The organism is Dyadobacter sp. CECT 9275 (genome assembly GCF_907164905.1).
In the GTDB taxonomy this organism is placed as follows: Bacteria; Bacteroidota; Bacteroidia; order Cytophagales; family Spirosomataceae; genus Dyadobacter; species Dyadobacter helix.
In genome coordinates, this window is record NZ_CAJRAF010000004.1 from 240,596 (window position 1) to 257,305 (window position 16,710).

Here is a 16,710-nt window from a genome sequence, read left to right on the forward strand (position 1 = left end):
AAACTGATAATCCGGGTCGTAAATCTGATTTGCGGGGCAGACTATTCCTCCGCCGGAGCGTGAAGTATATAATTCATATAATCGCAGTATGGTTTCAATAGCCTGATCCCATTAACTATATTTTCTGCAAAACCTTTGGAAGTCACCTCCTTATCAGTATAACGATGCATGAAAAATAATTCCTTTCGTTTCAGCAGTTCCGTTTCCGGATGATCTTTGGGGTATCCCTTCGGTGTTGTCTTCAGAACGGATCCATGAATTTCCGGAAAATAGGCCTGAAATTCCGCTTTATTTATGATATCCTTGATTTCCTGCGCATTATAATCAATTTCCTGGCGGTATTTTGCCAGTTGCTCCGTGGTTGGATCCCACATGCCCCCTCCTAGGAACGATTCCCCGTCAGGCTGGATATGGAGATAGTAATCCACACGACCCGCCCCTCTTCCTCCCGGGCCGATCCCGGCACTCAGGTTACGCTTGTAAGGCGACTTATCCTTTGAAAAACGGATGTCCCGGTTAATTCTGAAAATACAGTCTTTCACCGTGAGGTTGCCCAGATCCTGAAATTTACCAACTTCTGAGATCAGGGTACCGACGAGGCCTTCAAAATCTGCTTTTGCGGTATCGTATCTGCTTCTGTTCTCCTGAAACCATTCTCTGTTATTATTCAGGGCCAGTGATCTTAAAAATTCGAGTGTTGCATGCTGAAGCATAGGTATTCTGCTAGTCTTTTTTACTGAAATAAAAGTCTTACTAAAACCGTTGGAGACATTGTCAAATTTCCGGAACGGGCCGTCCGACTTCTATTATTTTCAAATTTACTACGATTTTCTGATTCAATTTAACGAATTTTGGGAATTGAGAGAAGGAATATTTCTTTAAAACTGATAATCAACTGAAAGCTATGAACCTTCAATTTTTGTCAAACGAAAAGGGCAAGAAGACGGCCGTCGTGATACCTATTAAGGATTGGGAAGAGATTCAGGAAAAGTTAAAACTAAGTGATGCAGACTTTTGGGAGGAATTACCAGAACATGTAAAAGAAGGGATCACAAGAGGGCAAAAGCAGGCTTTGGCGGGAGAAACGAAATCCCATGACGAAGTAATGGCAAAATTCACCAAATATTTATGAGCCTTACGATCCGATGGACCACAGAAGCGGAAGAAAGCTTTGGTGATGTGCTAAACTATCTAGAGGAAAAGTGGTCTGAAAGGCAAGTCCGGAAATTTGTAAGGACCGTAAACAAGGTTTTGCAAAAGATTGCTGACTTCCCCTATATGTTCGAAGCTTCGAGAACTTCGCTTCATGTACGAAAAGGATTTATCTCAAAGCAGTGCTCCCTTTTTTATGAGGTCAAAGACGATACAATCATACTGCTTTACTTTTGGAATAACAGGCGCAAGCCGCTTTCAAAAAAAACTGATCATAACTAGAACAGGAAAATACATTATTAACTCTGTTTAAATTAAATGCCAAGAATTTTAACCGGTATTCAAAGCAGCGGCCGCCCGCATCTTGGGAACATCCTCGGCGCTATAAAGCCCGGAATCGAACTTTCAGAACTCCCTGGTAACGAATCCTTTTTCTTTATCGCTGACCTCCATTCGCTTACCTCCTTAAAAGACGGAAAACTTCGGGAAGAGTATGTGACAGCTGTTGCGGCCACCTGGCTCGCTTTCGGCTTTGATACAAAAAAGAATGTTTTCTGGCGCCAGTCGCGCGTGCCGGAACATACCGAACTGGCCTGGTATCTGAACTGTTTCACACCCTTCCCGATGCTCGCCAATGCGACCTCATTCAAAGACAAGTCGGAAAAGCTGGCTGATGTAAATGCAGGCCTGTTTACCTATCCCGTGCTCCAGGCAGCTGATATTCTGCTCTATAATGCCAACGTTATACCGGTCGGTAAAGACCAGAAACAGCATCTGGAAATGTCAAAAGACATTGCCAACCGTTTCAACCAGCTCGCTGGCGAGGAAATTCTGGTGCTGCCAGAAGCAAGGATAGATGAAAAACTCATGACCATTCCCGGCACCGACGGGCAAAAAATGAGCAAGTCGTATCACAATTATATAGATATCTTTTTACCCGAAAACGAGTTAAAAAAGGTTATCAAAAAAATCGTATCTGATTCCACTCCGCTGGAAGAACCCAAAGACCCGGACTCAGATATTACCTATCAGTTGTATGCGCTGCTGGCGTCGCCGGAAGATACCGCCGCCATGCGGGACAACTACCTGCGGGGCGGCTTTGGTTACGGACATGCCAAACAGGCGCTTTTGGAATGTATTCTGGATACTTTCGCTGAACCGCGGCGGATATACAATTACTATATTCAAAACACCGGTGAGCTGGAAGAGATTCTCCGCGAAGGTGAAGTAAAGGCACGGGCCATAGCCGGTGAAACCATATCGAAAGTTCGGCTTATTTTAGGCTTTGGAGAATGATATCGCTTATTGATAATCTCATTTCGGCTGATCAGCAACTGTTTTTATGGTTAAACGGGCATCATACCGCCTGGGCAGACACGCTCATGTACTGGGTTACCTATAAGTACACCTGGATCCCGATGTACATCGCCCTTATCCTGCTGACCGTAAAAGCCGAAAAACGGAGGTCCATTGCAATCATCGTAACGGTGCTGGCGGCGGTGATCATAGCCGACAAAATTACTTCCGGCGTCATGAAGCCCTATTTTCACCGTTTCAGGCCCTGCCACGAACCACTGCTGGCCGGTTTGGTACACCAGGTGGGTGGTTGCGGCGGGAATTTCGGTTTTGCATCTTCCCATGCTTCCACAAGTTTTGCCCTGGCCATGGTTTGGTTCCTGACCTTAAACAGAAAAATGCCTTATATCTGGCTCCTTTTGATCTGGGCAGCTATTTATTCCTATAGCAGGGTATATGTAGGGGTCCACTATCCGGCAGATATTCTGGTGGGCGGCTGCGTAGGCGTGCTGACAGGCATCCTGTGTTTCAGGCTTTACCTAACTTTTTTGGATAAATATTATCGTAATTAATTGATTTTTATTTAATTTTGCGCAAATTTTCAGTTAGTCATGGGCTCGTTTAACACAGTTAAAATTTTTTCAGGAAGTCAATCCGAATATTTGGCAAAAGATATTGCCAGGTACTACGGAAAAGAACTGGGCGGGTACACGCTACGTAAATTCAGTGACGGAGAGTTATCTCCAAGTTTTGAAGAATCCATCAGAGGCTGTGATGTTTTTCTGATTCAGTCAACCTTCCCGCCTGCGGATAATCTGATGGAGTTATTGCTCATGGTGGATGCAGCCCGGCGTGCTTCGGCACACTACGTAACGGTGGTCATTCCCTATTTCGGTTATGCACGCCAGGACAGGAAGGACAAACCCCGCGTAGCCATCGCGGCCAAAGTGGTAGCCAATCTGCTGACTTCTGTGGGGGTGGATCGCCTGATGACGATTGATTTGCATGCCGGACAGATCCAGGGTTTTTTTGATCTGCCAGTTGATCACCTTGAGGGTACCTCCATATTTGTACCCTATATCAAGTCCCTTGAACTGAAAAATCTTCTGATTGCCTCCCCCGACATGGGCGGAGCGGCAAGAGCGAGAAATTTTGCCAAGTTCATGAATGTGGATATGATCCTTTGCGACAAACACAGGAAACGTGCCAATGAAATTGCAAGTATGCAGGTGATTGGCGAAGTGGAAGGAATGGACGTGGTACTTGTGGATGATCTGATTGATACCGGCGGTACCCTATGCAAAGCGGCCGAAATCATTAAAGATAAAGGTGCAACTTCGGTAAGAGCCATCAGCACACACCCGATTATGTCGGGCAAAGCGCACGAAAATATTGCAAACTCTGTTCTGGAAGAGTTAATCGTCACAGATACGATACCTCTTAAGCAACAGAACCCCAAAATCCGCGTATTGTCTGTTGCAGAGATATTCGCAAAAGCAATAGGCAGGATCCGTGATCATGAATCTATTAGTTCATTATTTATAAATTATCAGTAAATTTTAATTTTTTTTAACTTTCTTACCAAAATAAATATTCTTATGAAAACGCATGAGATTGTAGGGTTTAAAAGAGCGAATCTCGGCAAGACGGAAGCCCAGGAATTACGTTCACAAGGTTATGTTCCGTCTGTGCTGTATGGTGGTACCGAGCAAGTGCATTTTTATGCACCGGCGATGTTGTTCCGCGAACTGCTTTTCACACCGGATATTTTTAATGTTACGCTCAATATTGAGGGAACTATATACAATGCCATTCTCCAGGAGAAACAATTCCATCCTGTGAATGATGCTTTGATCCACGCCGACTTTCTTCAGATTGTTCCAGGCAAGGAGATCAAGGTGGAAGTACCTGTAAAATTAACCGGAACGTCTTCCGGTGTAATGAAAGGTGGTAAAATGAATCAAAAATTGCGTAAATTGCGTGTGCAAGGTCTGGCAGAGAACATTCCTGACTATGTAAACGTGGATGTTACGGAACTTGATTTGGGTAAATCAGTAAAGGTTGGCGCTATTAAAGCTGAAAATTTTGTTATCTTGACAGCGAGCAGCAACCCGATTGCCTCAGTAGAAATCCCTCGTGCACTTCGTGGTACATTGGGAAAATAATTTGTATTTTATTTTTCATGGCTAATAGATGCAAACGTGCCGACCTTTGGTCGGCATTTTTGTTTATATTTCCCCCGTAAAAAAGTCTTGGAACATGGATAAAATCATAGCCCTCAACTGGCAGGAAATGCTGGTCCCCACCCAGTCGCTTCTGGAAATATTTGTAAGAGGGACTATCACATACTGGCTCATATATCTAATCCTGAGATTGTTCCGAAGAGGTACCGGTCAGCTGGGGATCAGCGATTTGCTTCTGATAACCATGATTTCGGACGCCGCCCAAAACTCTATGGCTGGCGAGTATAATTCTATCCCGGAAGGCGCCGTGCTGATCCTGACACTTGTTCTGTGGGATTATGTGATCGACTACGTAGGTTACAAAAAAATGTTCTTCGGTGGGCTGGCTCGCCCTGACCCCATTTTGCTGATCAGAAATGGCCGGTTGCTGCGTGCCAATATGGAGAAGCAATTAATTGATGAAGACGAGCTGATGGGGCTGCTCCGCGAAAAAGAGGTGGATGATTACAGAAAAGTAAAAACGTGCTACCTTGAGTCCACTGGTAACATCAGTGTCATCTTGAAAAAAGATTCCTGACACCCCAATTTCCCATTTTAACCAACCGTTAGCCTACTGCTTACTTAAAACCGCCTACTATCAATTTAAACCCCATACTCCAACCGCGTAAGCCATCCTTTTATCTGCGCCACCAGTACTTCATTGATCCGTACATAACTTTCATGCGTCCAACCTCCGATATGTGGCGTTAATACAACTTTATTGGAAGCGCGGAGATAGTCGAATGCCTCTTGCTGGGCAAAGGACAATTTCCCCAGTTTTTCATTTTCGAGTACATCCAGGCAGGCACCTTTGATTTTCCCCGATTCCAGTCCTTTTACCAAGGAGGCCAGGCTTACCGTTTCCCCTCGAGAGAGGTTGAGCAGATAAAACGGTTTTTCAAATGACTCAATAAAAGCTTCATTGACCAGGTTTCTTGTTTCGGCAGTCAGCGGGATATGCAGGCTCAGAATATCTGCCTGTGCAGTAATTTCCTTCAGTGGTACTTCCTCCGCAAACTCATCGCCATAGTGATCCCTGTATTTGTCGTAGGCCAGCACCCGGCATCCAAAGCCGCTCATCCGGCGGGCTGTTGCGCCTCCATTATTGCCGTAGCCGATCAGACCCACCGTCTTGCCCATCAGTTCCACTCCACGGTTTCCTTCTCTGTCCCAGATACCCTGCCTCACCTCCCCGTCTGCCTTAACGATGTTATTGAACAAAGCAAGTAACATACCCAGCGCCTGCTCCGCCACTGCGTCCCGGTTGCCTTCTCCCGCATGAAACACCTCGATTCCCATTTTCTTTGTCATCTCCAGGTCGATCAGATCAAGGCCCGCTCCTGCCCTTGCAATAAACCTGAGCATGGAAGCCTCCGACAGGATTTCAGCATCCACCGCCGTTTTACTCCTGATAACCAGGCCCTCATAATTCCTGAGCTCCCGAAGAATATCTTCCCGCCGATACGATGGAAAATAATCATACGACCAGCCAGCATCGGTGAACATACCAAAAATGGAAGGATGCATAGAGTCTGCGATCAGGATTTTCATAGGAGCACGGGATTTTTTGTAACTTGCCAGCAAAATGCGAATCACAAAAGTAATAGAAAACGCAAATCCCAACGGATATAAGACGATTTTACATACATGAACGAGCAAGGTACAGATAAACCGGTAATAGGAATTTCACTGGGTGATTACAACGGTATAGGCCCCGAAGTGATACTTAAAGCACTGGAAGGAAACCAATTAGCCAAATTATGCACACCTGTCATTTATGGTTCCTTAAGGGTGTTGAACCAGTATAGAAATTTGCTTGGAATGAAAGAATGGAGCCTCCATGGTATACAAAAACCCGAGCAGGCCAATCCCAAGCTAACCAATGTAATTACCTGCTGGCACGACCACCAGACCGAAGCGGCCCCTGGCCAGATTACGCCGGAAGCCGGACAAAGTTCTCTGGCATCCCTTAAAAGAGCTGTGGACGACCTGAAAGCGGGCAAAATCAAAGCGCTGGTTACAGGCCCTATCAATAAAGACAATATTCAAAGCCCTGAATTTAAATTTCCGGGCCATACCGAATTCCTGGCCGAATCCTTCGCAGTGGAAGATGCACTGATGTTTATGGTGGCCGGTGACCTCCGCGTTGGCGTACTGACAGGCCATATTCCGCTGGGACGTGTACGCTCTCAGGTGACGGCTGAAAAGCTGACTCACAAAATAGCGCAAATGTTGAAATCCCTTAAGAGTGACTTTGGCATACAAAAACCAAGGCTCGCCGTATTGGGACTTAACCCGCATGCTGGTGAGAACGGGCTGCTGGGCACCGAAGAAAACGAGATTATCAAACCTGTGCTTCAGACTTTTCTTGAAAAGGGACAGCTCGTTTTCGGACCGTTCCCTGCCGATGGCTTTTTTGCCGCAGGTACCTACAAACAGTATGACGCAGTACTGGCCATGTATCACGACCAGGGACTCATCCCTTTCAAAACACTGGCCTTTAATGAAGGCGTCAATTTTACGGCAGGGTTACCTGCGGTAAGAACATCTCCCGATCATGGAACGGCATATAACATTGCCGGTAAAAATATTGCAGAACCCGGTTCTCTGTTACAGGCCATTTATCTGGCTTGCGACGTGGCAAAATATAGAAACAACAGCAGTGAGATTGAGAAAAATGCCCTGATTTCCAAACCCCAACAGTCGGAAAGCCAGCATCCTGCCAAATCAGGAGGTAAACAGCGATTCAATTAAAGGTTGCTGCCTCCAAGCCGGTTTCTGAGAAATATAATCTGACAACATTAAAATAATATTTAAAATCTGCCCTGATGCTTAAATCAATGACGGGATATGGCGTATCCACAATTGAAACCGAGTCGCTCAACGTGACGGTCGAGATTAAAACGCTGAACTCCAAATTTCTGGACATTTACTGCCGTGTTCCTCGTAATTATTCCGAACGGGAAATTGAGATCAGAAACCTGCTGACACAATCCCTGGAAAGAGGAAAAGTAGAGCTTAATCTGAGTGTGCAGCCCGTCGGCAAAACGGTAGCTTCCTCTTCCGTAAACCGTTTGCTGGTAAAAGCTTACTTTTCGGACCTTTCGGATACTGCTGCCGACCTGGGCTTTACGCCTGACCAAACCGAGCTGCTTCGCCTGGCTTTGCAATTACCCAATGCCTATAACACTGAAACCGTTGACGACTCTACCAAGGAGCAGGACTGGGAACAAATCAAGGTAGCAGTGGCGCAAGCCATCCGGAAATGCAATATTTTCAGGGAGCAGGAAGGTAAAATGACCTCCGACAAGTTCATCGAGTATATTGATACCATTGCAAAACTTCTGGAACAGGTAAGAGAACAGGATAAACTACGTATTCCGGCGGTTCGTGAAAGACTTGAAAAACAGGTGCGGGATTTACTGTCGGATGACAACTTTGATCCCAACCGATTTGAACAGGAACTGATCTACTACATCGAAAAGTTTGATATTTCCGAAGAAAAAATACGCCTTCAGAATCACCTGGACTATTTTCTGGAAACCCTGAACCTGCCGGAAAGTAACGGAAAAAAACTCAATTTCATATCCCAGGAAATAGGACGTGAAATCAATACCATCGGATCCAAAGCGAATGATTCAACCATACAGCATCTGGTGGTGCAAATGAAGGATGAGCTCGAAAAAATAAAGGAGCAAACGTTGAATATTATCTAATGCGTGGCAAAACATGCTGAGCGGGTGGAACTTTAACCTGTTTTTCAGTTATTGAAAACAGGTTAAAGTTCCTTATCTGAATTTACCGTATCCACCCTGAATCACCAGCCCCGCGTCAATCACAGTTTACACCAGGCTACTAAGATTTGTTATGACTGACGAGCGACTACCGCTTTCATTTTATCAATCTTTTGATACCACCACACTTGCCAAAAAATTACTGGGCTGTGAGCTGGTCCACAATAGTCCCGATGGTATCAGCAGCGGGATTATTGTAGAAACAGAGGCCTATTTACAAGACGACCCTGCCTGCCATGCCTATAATCGCCGTACTCCTAGGACCGAACCCATGTATGGTGAGCCAGGTACGGCCTATGTATATTTAATTTATGGAATGTACGAATGCATCAATGTGGTCAGTAACCGGGCCGGAATCGGGGAAGCAGTACTGATCAGGGCGCTGCAACCTTTAAAGGGAGCCGAACTGATGGCAGCACGCCGGGCATTGTTCCAGAAAAAGTCTCCATCCAAGCCTATTCCATTGAAATACCTGTGCAACGGACCAGGAAAACTTGTCGTAGCAATGGGTATTTCAAGGTATTTGCACAATACCGAGTCTCTTTGCTCAGACAACCTTTACATTTCATCCCCGGTCATCACCAACCCTGGGATTGAAACATCTGCAAGAATTGGAATTACAAAAGGGGTAGATTTACCATACCGGTACTTTATTAAAGACAACATTTATGTCAGTAAATAGCCAGTTTCGTTAGCGCTACCAACCAAACCATTTCTAAAACGTTTTGCTTTTCACCCCCATTTCCTATCTTTGACCGAACATAACCTTCCTCATAAATCAATATTTCTGATTAATCTTTACCACGGCTGGTATCATAATAAGTATCCTTTGATGAGCAAAATAAACAAGACTTATATTATTAAGTTCAGGATTTTGACTGGAATCTTATTATTTATCAACGGCTTGTATCCGAGCCAGGCTCAGGATTTCAAAACTGGTTTATTTTCTGACAAAGGTACTGCCAGCGCCCAATCCGCTGACTTCCCGCGAGACACCGTCCTGATCAACAAATATAACCAGCTGGCAAAGAAATACCTGTACCATGATGCCATGCGTAGCTTTTCCTATGCCCAGAAAGCCTTGGCACTCTGCCAGAAGCACAACTGGGGTAAAGGAAAATTGTACACCTACAATCTCTTGAGCACCTACTATCTGATTGACGGCAGTTTTGATATCCTCAGAGAACTATCCAACGAAGGCCTGGATCTGTCTTCGAAGCTTTCCATGCCACTCTATAGCGCCTATGCCGAACGCTTTCTGGCCGAAAGTTACACCGAATACAAAGACTGGCAGAAGGCTGAGCAGCACTATCAGAATGCGTTGAAAACCTTTACGAGATATAAGGATGACAGTGCGCGGGCCTTATGCCTGGAAAATATTGCAAATTTTTACCGGGAACAGGGCGACCTGAAACGGGCGGTAGAATATTACGATCTTTCCTATAAGCTGCATGATCAGCGGAAATCCGACCAGGGCAAAGCGTCCGTCCTTCAATCCAAAGGTTATATGTATGTCAGAAACGGGGTCTATGACCGGGCAGAAAAACTGATGCTCACAGCCCTGAAATTATATGAAGGACTGGATCACCGGTATGGCATACTGAATGTCTTGAACGACCTTGGCAATATCTATTACTACACCGAAGAGTATGACAAATCCATTGAAGCCAGCAAAACAGCGTTAGAACTTGCTCATTTATACCATTGCTCTCAACAGATCAACTGGGCTTTGATATGCCTGGCAAAGGCCTACAAGCAAAAGGGTGATCTGGTGGCAACGGTAAAATACCTGGAGCAGGTGAATTTCAACCGGAGGCTCATGCACAACGAGCGGATCGAAAGACAGTTTACGATGTCGCAGTTGATTTTCGAAAACAAACGCATGGATTCCAAGATACAACAGGACATCATAAAAGAACAACGTAGAATTCAACTTTTTCTGATCGGCTTCATATGCCTGGTTATCGCATTCGCACTTTTCCTTTGGTTCACCAACAAAAGGCTCAGAAGAAAAAACAGGGATATTAAAGAGGCCCTGATACAGGGACAAACCATTGAAAGAAAGCGTGTTGCGGCAGAATTACACGATCACTTAGGCGGAACGCTGGCTTCGCTGAACTGGTACCTGTTCGGTATCAACAAAAAATTGCTGTCCGAGGAAGAGCGGAAATTTTACGAAAGCGTGCATCAGATGGTGGGTAAGGCTTACCGCGAACTGAGAACGCTGTCACACAACCTGATGCCCGAAGAGTTAACGGAACACGGCCTGGTGATTACTGTTCAACGCCTTCTTGAAAACCTGAACGAAAACAACACAATCGTTTTTACCTTTGAAACCTCGGGGCTCGACAGGAGGCTGAGTCCCAGAGTAGAATTTGAAGTATATAGTATCGTGCTGGAACTTACCAACAATATTATCAAACACTCAGCAGCCAGAAAAGCGCTGATCAGCCTTATTGACAATGAAACAAGTATCAGCCTTACCATTTCAGACGACGGTCAGGGGATAAAAATGAATTCGGGGCAGGGAATCGGGCTCGGCAACGTCAGGAGCAGGGTGCAAAGTCTGGCTGGTAAGCTTAACATGGAAACAGAAAGCGGCACAACCATCAGGATCGAAATCCCTAAAACATCTGTCTATTAATACCTTGAATACATGCGTTATACGTGGTTTTTTCTCGTTAACCTGAAAGTTAATCAAACTATTCCCGGCAAAGTGCGGTTAACTTTATCTCGACAATCAGGCGATCTATGAATACCCCCGGACATCAGCAGCAGCTTGTTACCACTTTTCAAAACTGCCTTGCCTCAGGTACTTTTGTCTCACTTACCTTGGGCAACTACAAGGGCCAGGAAGAAACCCTTAAAAATATCTATCTCAAACGGGTACGGATTAAGAACCAGGACAAACTGAGCCTTACGTACCGGTACAAAACGCGGGATATCGTCAAAAACTACGCGCTCACTGAAGGGCCCGGTCTCATTGATCAATATTTGGAATCAGGCTTTTACAACGCTTCCCTGTTCACAACCGAAGCGGATTTCTTCCTGGATATACTACCCAACCGGAAAACCAGGTTCCAGAAAAAAGAGCCTTCGAAGAAAGAAATTCCTGCGTTGCACCACGATCATATCAAACAAAGGCTGATCACGACGAACAGCAAATCCTATCTGACCGACTTGCGCATCACTGATGCGGACGGAAAAGTATTTAAAAATGCCCAGGACAAATATCGTCAGATCAATCACTATATCGAATTACTTAGCTCGCTGATCCGGGAACTACCGGCCTGGGATAAAATAAAGGTGGTGGACATGGGTTCGGGGAAAGGATACCTCACATTCGCTCTCTATGATTACCTCAAAAATATTCTAAGGCAGGACGCAGAAGTAACCGGTGTGGAGTTTCGGGAGGACCTGGTGGTACTTTGTAATGAAATTGCTTTGAATGCCGGATTTGAAAGCCTGCATTTTACCCAGGGGACCATTGAGGCGTATGACGCCGCAGATACGAATATTCTCATCGCATTGCATGCCTGTGACACCGCAACCGATGACGCCATTGCCAAAGGTATCACCGCGGATGCCGAGCTGATTGTGGTGGCCCCCTGCTGCCATAAACAGATCAGACGTGAAATGGAAAAACATAAAACTAACAATGATGTGGATTTCCTCACCCGGCACGGTGTTTTTATGGAACGGCAGGCAGAGATGGTAACCGACGGTATCCGGGCCATGATACTTGAATATTTTGGTTACAAAACCAAAGTTTTTGAATTCATTTCCGACGCCCATACGCCTAAAAATGTGATGATTGCGGGAGTAAGGCAACGAAACAATGAAAATAACAACACACCTATCCTGGAACGGATAAAAGCTGCCAAAAACTATTTTGGAATCGAATATCATCATTTGGAGAAAATTCTGCGTATCTAAGGTTTTCGGTAATATATCGGTCAAATCCGGTTGAGCCAACTATCTTTGTAGCTTTTGCGAACATTAAAATCAGCTTATGTGGAATAGAATAGCAGCTCATATAATCCGTTACAGGCTTATGTGGGTGGCATTAGTTTTGGTATCTACGATCTTCATGGCCTATGAAGCCAGCAAAATTGAACTCTCCTATCAGTTTGCGAGAATACTGCCCTCCTCCGATCCGGTCGAAAAAGAATATCAGGATTTCCGGAAATTATTCGGTGAAGATGGCAGTGTGATGGTGATTGGATGGCAGGATCCTCAGATTTTTGAATTGAACCAATTCAGAGACTGGTGCAAACTTACCCAAAGAATCAAAGACACCCACGGTATCAAAAATGTACTCTCCATTGCCAACCTGCAGAAGGTGGTTAAAAATGACAGTCTCAAGAGCTTCCAGTTTGAACCCGCACTTAAAAAAATACCCGAAACCCAGGCAGAAGTTGATAGTGCAAAAAAAGAAATTTACAATCTGCCCTTTTACGAAGGACTGGTTATCAACCCGGAAACCAATGCCACTCTGCTGGTCATTACCTTCAATGACAAAGATCTTAACTCCAAAAGAAGACTTACGATCGTAGATGATATTGAGACCATGTCCGAGGAGTTTGCTGTCAAATACAATGTAGACCTCCACTATTCCGGTATGCCGTACATCAGAACGGTGAACATGAAAAAGATATCAGGCGAAATGGAGTTGTTTATGGGCCTGGCCGTTTTCGTAACATTGGTGATTCTCTGGGCATTTTTCAGGTCGTTCCGGTTAACGCTTCTTTCCATTACCGTGGTACTGATTGGCGTTATATTCTCCGTGGGGCTGCTTCATTTGTTTGGTTATAAAATAACAGCACTGACCGGCCTCATTCCTCCGTTATTGATCGTAATCGGGGTCCCCAACTGTGTTTTCCTGATCAACAAGTACCAGGCCGAACTAGTATCAGGCCGTTCCAAAGACGAAGCAATACTGGAAATGGTCAAAAAGATTGGCCTGTCCACCTTCCTGGCCAACATGACAACAGCCATTGGCTTTGGCGTCTTTTATTTTACAAACAGCAGTCTCCTGGTCGAATTTGGTGTGGTTGCTGCAATCAGCGTAATGGTTACTTACGCACTCTGTCTGATACTCCTTCCTATCACGCTGCATTACATGAGTGTGCCCAAACCCCGGCACCTGAAACATCTGGATGGAAAATGGGCATCAGGATTTCTGAAAAAGGTAAATTATCTGGTACATCACAAACGGAAGGAGATTTACCTGGCCATGGTCGTGCTGATCATTATTTCGGCCGTAGGAATGACAAAAATCAAAGCCATAGGTTATGTAGTGGACGATCTTCCTAAAAAGGACGTAGTATATACTGATCTGCGTTTCTTTGAAAAAAACTTTCACGGTGTGCTGCCCTTTGAGGTAATGATTGATACCAAAAAACCTAATGGCATTTTTGGAGATCAGGCGCAGGCATTGTACAAAATAAAGGCCCTGCAAACCGAAATGGCCAAATTTCCGGAGTTTTCAAAACCTATTTCCATTGTGGAAGCTTCCAGGTTTTTGTATCAGTCATATCGCGGTGGCGATCGTAAATATTATGCCTTACCCGGCGTTCTCGAGTTGTCAAAACTTACTGGCTACATTCAGGATAAGGATGGAGCTTCCAGCCAGCTTAATTCGTTTTTAAGTAAAGATAAGGGTATCACCCGTGTAAGTTTCCAGATGGCGGATGTGGGCTCTGAGAAAATCAAAGAACTGATGTTGAAAATCAGGCCGAAGGTTGATTCTATTTTCAGTCCTGAACAGTACAAAGTAAGCCTGACGGGCCATAGCCTGGTATTCCTGAAGAGTAATGATTATCTGCTCAGTAACCTTTACGAAAGTTTGCTGATTGCCATTCTTCTCATTGCCATTGTAGGGATGGTCCTTTTCCGCTCCATACCCATTATACTTTTATCCAAACTTCCCTGCCTCATTCCCTTGGCGCTTACAGCCGGAATCATGGGTTATTTTGGAATTTATTTCAAACCAACGACCATCCTGATTTTCAGTATCACATTCGGAATAGCATCGGACGGCACCGTTTATTTCCTCACGCGCTACCGTCAGGAAATTTATGAAAAAGGACTTACGCCTTCCCAGGCGGTGACCGAGTCTATTTTCGGAACCGGCCTGAGTATGATTTACACTGCCGTCATATTGTTTTGCGGATTTATAATTTTCGCTGCATCCAGTTTTGGCGGAACCGCCGCTATGGGAGTAATGGTATCCATTACGCTGCTGGTAGCTATGTGTACCAATCTGATCCTGCTGCCCGCCTTGTTATTATCCATTGCCAAACGGCAGGGCAAGAATGTAAAGCCATCCTGACAATTGGACTGACGATATAAAATTAAAAGTCCTGCCGGCGTGTGCCGACAGGACTTTTAATTTTATCCGGGTAACCCGTCCAGACCCGGTATTTTATCAAACGATTGATCCATCCAGTCTTCGGGGATATCATCCAGCGCCTGTTTTAACTTATCTGCCCAAATCTCGGCCACTCTCTGCAGGTCCTTTTGCTCATACCGGTGTTCCACTACGGAAAAACTGTCTTTCTTGTATAAGATTACGTCGATAGGAAAATCAACGTCATTATTGCTGACACGTGTGGAATCAAATGACAGAAAACCTGCTTTCAATGCCTGTTTCATTGTCGAATTTTCGTTCAAAACCCTGTTGAGAATCGCCTTGCCCTGTCCTGAATTTCCGATAATCACATAAGGCGATCCCTGATCCAGCTCCACCCAGTTACCTTCGGAATACAACAAAAAAAGTTTGTGCTCGGCATCGTCTTTAAGCTGACCTCCTACAATCGCATTAAGGTTAAATTTGAAACCTGCACGTTCCAGCGCGGCCTTATCTTCCTCCGCCACCCTCTTAATCTGTTCGCCGAAAGCATTTACGGCCTTATAAAGCTTGTTGTACACTACTCCTTCTTCAATCAGTTCTTCAAAGTAATGAACTGCTTTGTCACGAACGGACCTGAGGCCGCTGGTCATCATAAAAAGAGAATAATTTCCCTTCTGTGCTACATACACTTTCTTTTTAACAGTAGTATTTGTTCCGGCCGTAATCCTTGTATCCGCAATGGCTACCAGGCCTTCTTTCACTTTAACTCCCAAGCAATATGTCATAATGTTTATTCATCCGTTTTGGCAAAAGCGAGAGGCTCTGCCAACTTGATTTTAGTTATTTATACCCCAAAAATACCAAATTGATAATCCATCAGGGCATTTCCGGGCTGATATGGGCGGTATTATTTACAAAAAAACGCAACGAATCCCCCCAAACACCTCTCATTCAGATACATAACTTCGCCCATTAAATTAATAATTTCATCATACAGCCGACGCTGATGCTGTCCGAAACATACCCAGTATTGCCCCCTTCCGGGATAAGAGAAGGTCAGGAACAGGGAGTTTTGCTCTAAAATGATCTAAAGCCACTGTGAATCCTGTATATACGGAAAAACACGCAATCAAAAAAAGTTTGTCTGTCATGAAATTACATTCATTGATGCTGCTCACCTGGGTATTACTCACCGGCTGTAAAGCAAAAGATATTTCAGCCGTTGAGAAGGAGCAGCCTGCGGAACAACCTGAGGAACAAACAACACAAACCATGAGTTATCTGGCCCTGGGCGATTCCTATACTATAGGACAAAGTGTTTCGGCCAGCGAAAGATGGCCCGTTTTATTGGCGGAAGCTTTAAACCAAACCGGTAAAAAAATCAAGATTCCGGATATCATTGCCACCACCGGCTGGACAACCGCCGATCTGCTGAATGCTCTGACTTCCAGTAATCCCCGCACTGATTATAATATGGTTTCTTTACTGATTGGGGTCAATAACCAGTACCAGGGCAGAACACAGGAAGAATTCCGGATGCAATTCCGGCAGCTGCTTACCAAATGCATAACCTATGCCGGTGGAGATAACAAAAAGGTTTTTGTAGTGTCCATTCCTGACTGGGGCGTAACACCCTACGGCTCCGGACATCGGGATCAGATCGCCTTGGAAGTAGATCTATTCAATCAAATAGCGAAGGAAGAATCAGAAAAAGCGAAAGTACTGTTTATTGACATTACACCCCTTTCCCGCACCGCACTTAATGACCCCAGCCTGATTGCCCCAGACGGGCTGCATTTTTCGGGCACAATGTACAAACAGTGGGTTGATATAATCCTGCCAAAAGTGAAGACCATGATATAAAACTAAAAACCTCCGTCTGCTTTATCAA

At 44.9% G+C, this 16,710-nt stretch carries 17 protein-coding genes; 14 read left to right on the plus strand and 3 right to left on the minus strand.

All coding sequences use genetic code 11. From position 1 onward, the window contains the following. Positions 1–41: 41 nt before the first annotated feature. On the minus strand, positions 42–713 hold the full coding sequence (locus tag KOE27_RS26810; RefSeq protein ID WP_215241940.1) for a DUF2461 domain-containing protein: 672 nt from the start codon (positions 711–713) through the stop codon (positions 42–44). 191 nt (positions 714–904) lie between these two features. On the opposite strand from KOE27_RS26810, the gene KOE27_RS26815 reads away from it, so the two are divergent. From KOE27_RS26815 to KOE27_RS26845, 7 genes are all read left to right on the plus strand, one after another. Then, on the plus strand, positions 905–1,132 hold the full coding sequence (locus tag KOE27_RS26815; protein WP_215241941.1) for a type II toxin-antitoxin system prevent-host-death family antitoxin: 228 nt from the start codon (positions 905–907) through the stop codon (positions 1,130–1,132). After that, positions 1,129–1,434, plus strand: a complete 306-nt coding sequence (locus KOE27_RS30080) for a type II toxin-antitoxin system RelE/ParE family toxin (RefSeq protein ID WP_215241942.1) — start codon at positions 1,129–1,131, stop codon at positions 1,432–1,434. The genes KOE27_RS26815 and KOE27_RS30080 overlap by 4 nt, the downstream gene beginning before the upstream one ends. A 36-nt stretch (positions 1,435–1,470) precedes the next feature. Beyond that, a complete protein-coding gene (gene trpS, locus KOE27_RS26825; RefSeq protein WP_215241943.1) occupies positions 1,471–2,448 on the plus strand; it encodes a tryptophan--tRNA ligase in 978 nt (325 codons plus the stop codon). Beyond that, positions 2,445–3,020 carry a phosphatase PAP2 family protein gene (locus tag KOE27_RS26830; RefSeq protein ID WP_215241944.1) on the plus strand — a complete coding sequence of 192 codons (576 nt, stop codon included), beginning with the start codon at positions 2,445–2,447 and terminating at the stop codon, positions 3,018–3,020. Before trpS ends, KOE27_RS26830 begins: the two co-directional genes overlap by 4 nt. A 39-nt stretch (positions 3,021–3,059) precedes the next feature. Then, entirely contained in the window at positions 3,060–4,004 is a 945-nt protein-coding gene (locus KOE27_RS26835; protein ID WP_215241945.1) for a ribose-phosphate pyrophosphokinase, read from the plus strand. A 42-nt stretch (positions 4,005–4,046) separates the two neighbouring features. Further along, entirely contained in the window at positions 4,047–4,613 is a 567-nt protein-coding gene (locus KOE27_RS26840) for a 50S ribosomal protein L25/general stress protein Ctc (protein WP_215241946.1), read from the plus strand. Positions 4,614–4,707: 94 nt separating this feature from the next. After that, positions 4,708–5,208, plus strand: coding sequence for a DUF421 domain-containing protein (locus KOE27_RS26845; RefSeq protein WP_215241947.1), 501 nt, complete (start codon positions 4,708–4,710; stop codon positions 5,206–5,208). Positions 5,209–5,273: 65 nt separating this feature from the next. Here KOE27_RS26845 and KOE27_RS26850 read toward each other — a convergent pair whose 3' ends face one another. Continuing rightward, positions 5,274–6,221, minus strand: coding sequence for a 2-hydroxyacid dehydrogenase (locus tag KOE27_RS26850; RefSeq protein WP_215241948.1), 948 nt, complete (start codon positions 6,219–6,221; stop codon positions 5,274–5,276). 96 nt (positions 6,222–6,317) lie between these two features. Between KOE27_RS26850 and pdxA the strand changes: the two genes are divergently transcribed. The 6 genes from pdxA (at position 6,318) to KOE27_RS26880 (ending at position 14,798) form a co-directional block, all read left to right on the plus strand. Continuing rightward, positions 6,318–7,424 carry a 4-hydroxythreonine-4-phosphate dehydrogenase PdxA gene (pdxA, locus tag KOE27_RS26855; RefSeq protein WP_215241949.1) on the plus strand — a complete coding sequence of 369 codons (1,107 nt, stop codon included), beginning with the start codon at positions 6,318–6,320 and terminating at the stop codon, positions 7,422–7,424. Positions 7,425–7,498: 74 nt separating this feature from the next. Then, positions 7,499–8,386, plus strand: a complete 888-nt coding sequence (locus KOE27_RS26860; RefSeq protein WP_215241950.1) for a YicC/YloC family endoribonuclease — start codon at positions 7,499–7,501, stop codon at positions 8,384–8,386. Between the two features lie 151 nt (positions 8,387–8,537). Next, positions 8,538–9,146 (plus strand): DNA-3-methyladenine glycosylase, encoded by a 609-nt coding sequence (locus KOE27_RS26865; RefSeq protein ID WP_215241951.1) that lies wholly within the window; start codon positions 8,538–8,540, stop codon positions 9,144–9,146. Positions 9,147–9,296: 150 nt separating this feature from the next. After that, positions 9,297–11,108 carry a tetratricopeptide repeat-containing sensor histidine kinase gene (locus tag KOE27_RS26870; protein ID WP_215241952.1) on the plus strand — a complete coding sequence of 604 codons (1,812 nt, stop codon included), beginning with the start codon at positions 9,297–9,299 and terminating at the stop codon, positions 11,106–11,108. Between the two features lie 107 nt (positions 11,109–11,215). Then, positions 11,216–12,400, plus strand: a complete 1,185-nt coding sequence (locus KOE27_RS26875; protein ID WP_215241953.1) for a class I SAM-dependent methyltransferase — start codon at positions 11,216–11,218, stop codon at positions 12,398–12,400. Positions 12,401–12,518: 118 nt separating this feature from the next. After that, on the plus strand, positions 12,519–14,798 hold the full coding sequence (locus KOE27_RS26880) for an efflux RND transporter permease subunit (protein ID WP_310590083.1): 2,280 nt from the start codon (positions 12,519–12,521) through the stop codon (positions 14,796–14,798). Between the two features lie 62 nt (positions 14,799–14,860). On the opposite strand, the gene KOE27_RS26885 is transcribed toward KOE27_RS26880, so the two are convergent. Continuing rightward, positions 14,861–15,604, minus strand: a complete 744-nt coding sequence (locus tag KOE27_RS26885; RefSeq protein WP_215241955.1) for a peptidase — start codon at positions 15,602–15,604, stop codon at positions 14,861–14,863. Between the two features lie 364 nt (positions 15,605–15,968). Between KOE27_RS26885 and KOE27_RS26890 the strand changes: the two genes are divergently transcribed. Beyond that, positions 15,969–16,682, plus strand: coding sequence for an SGNH/GDSL hydrolase family protein (locus KOE27_RS26890; RefSeq protein ID WP_229253005.1), 714 nt, complete (start codon positions 15,969–15,971; stop codon positions 16,680–16,682). Positions 16,683–16,710 lie beyond the last annotated feature (28 nt).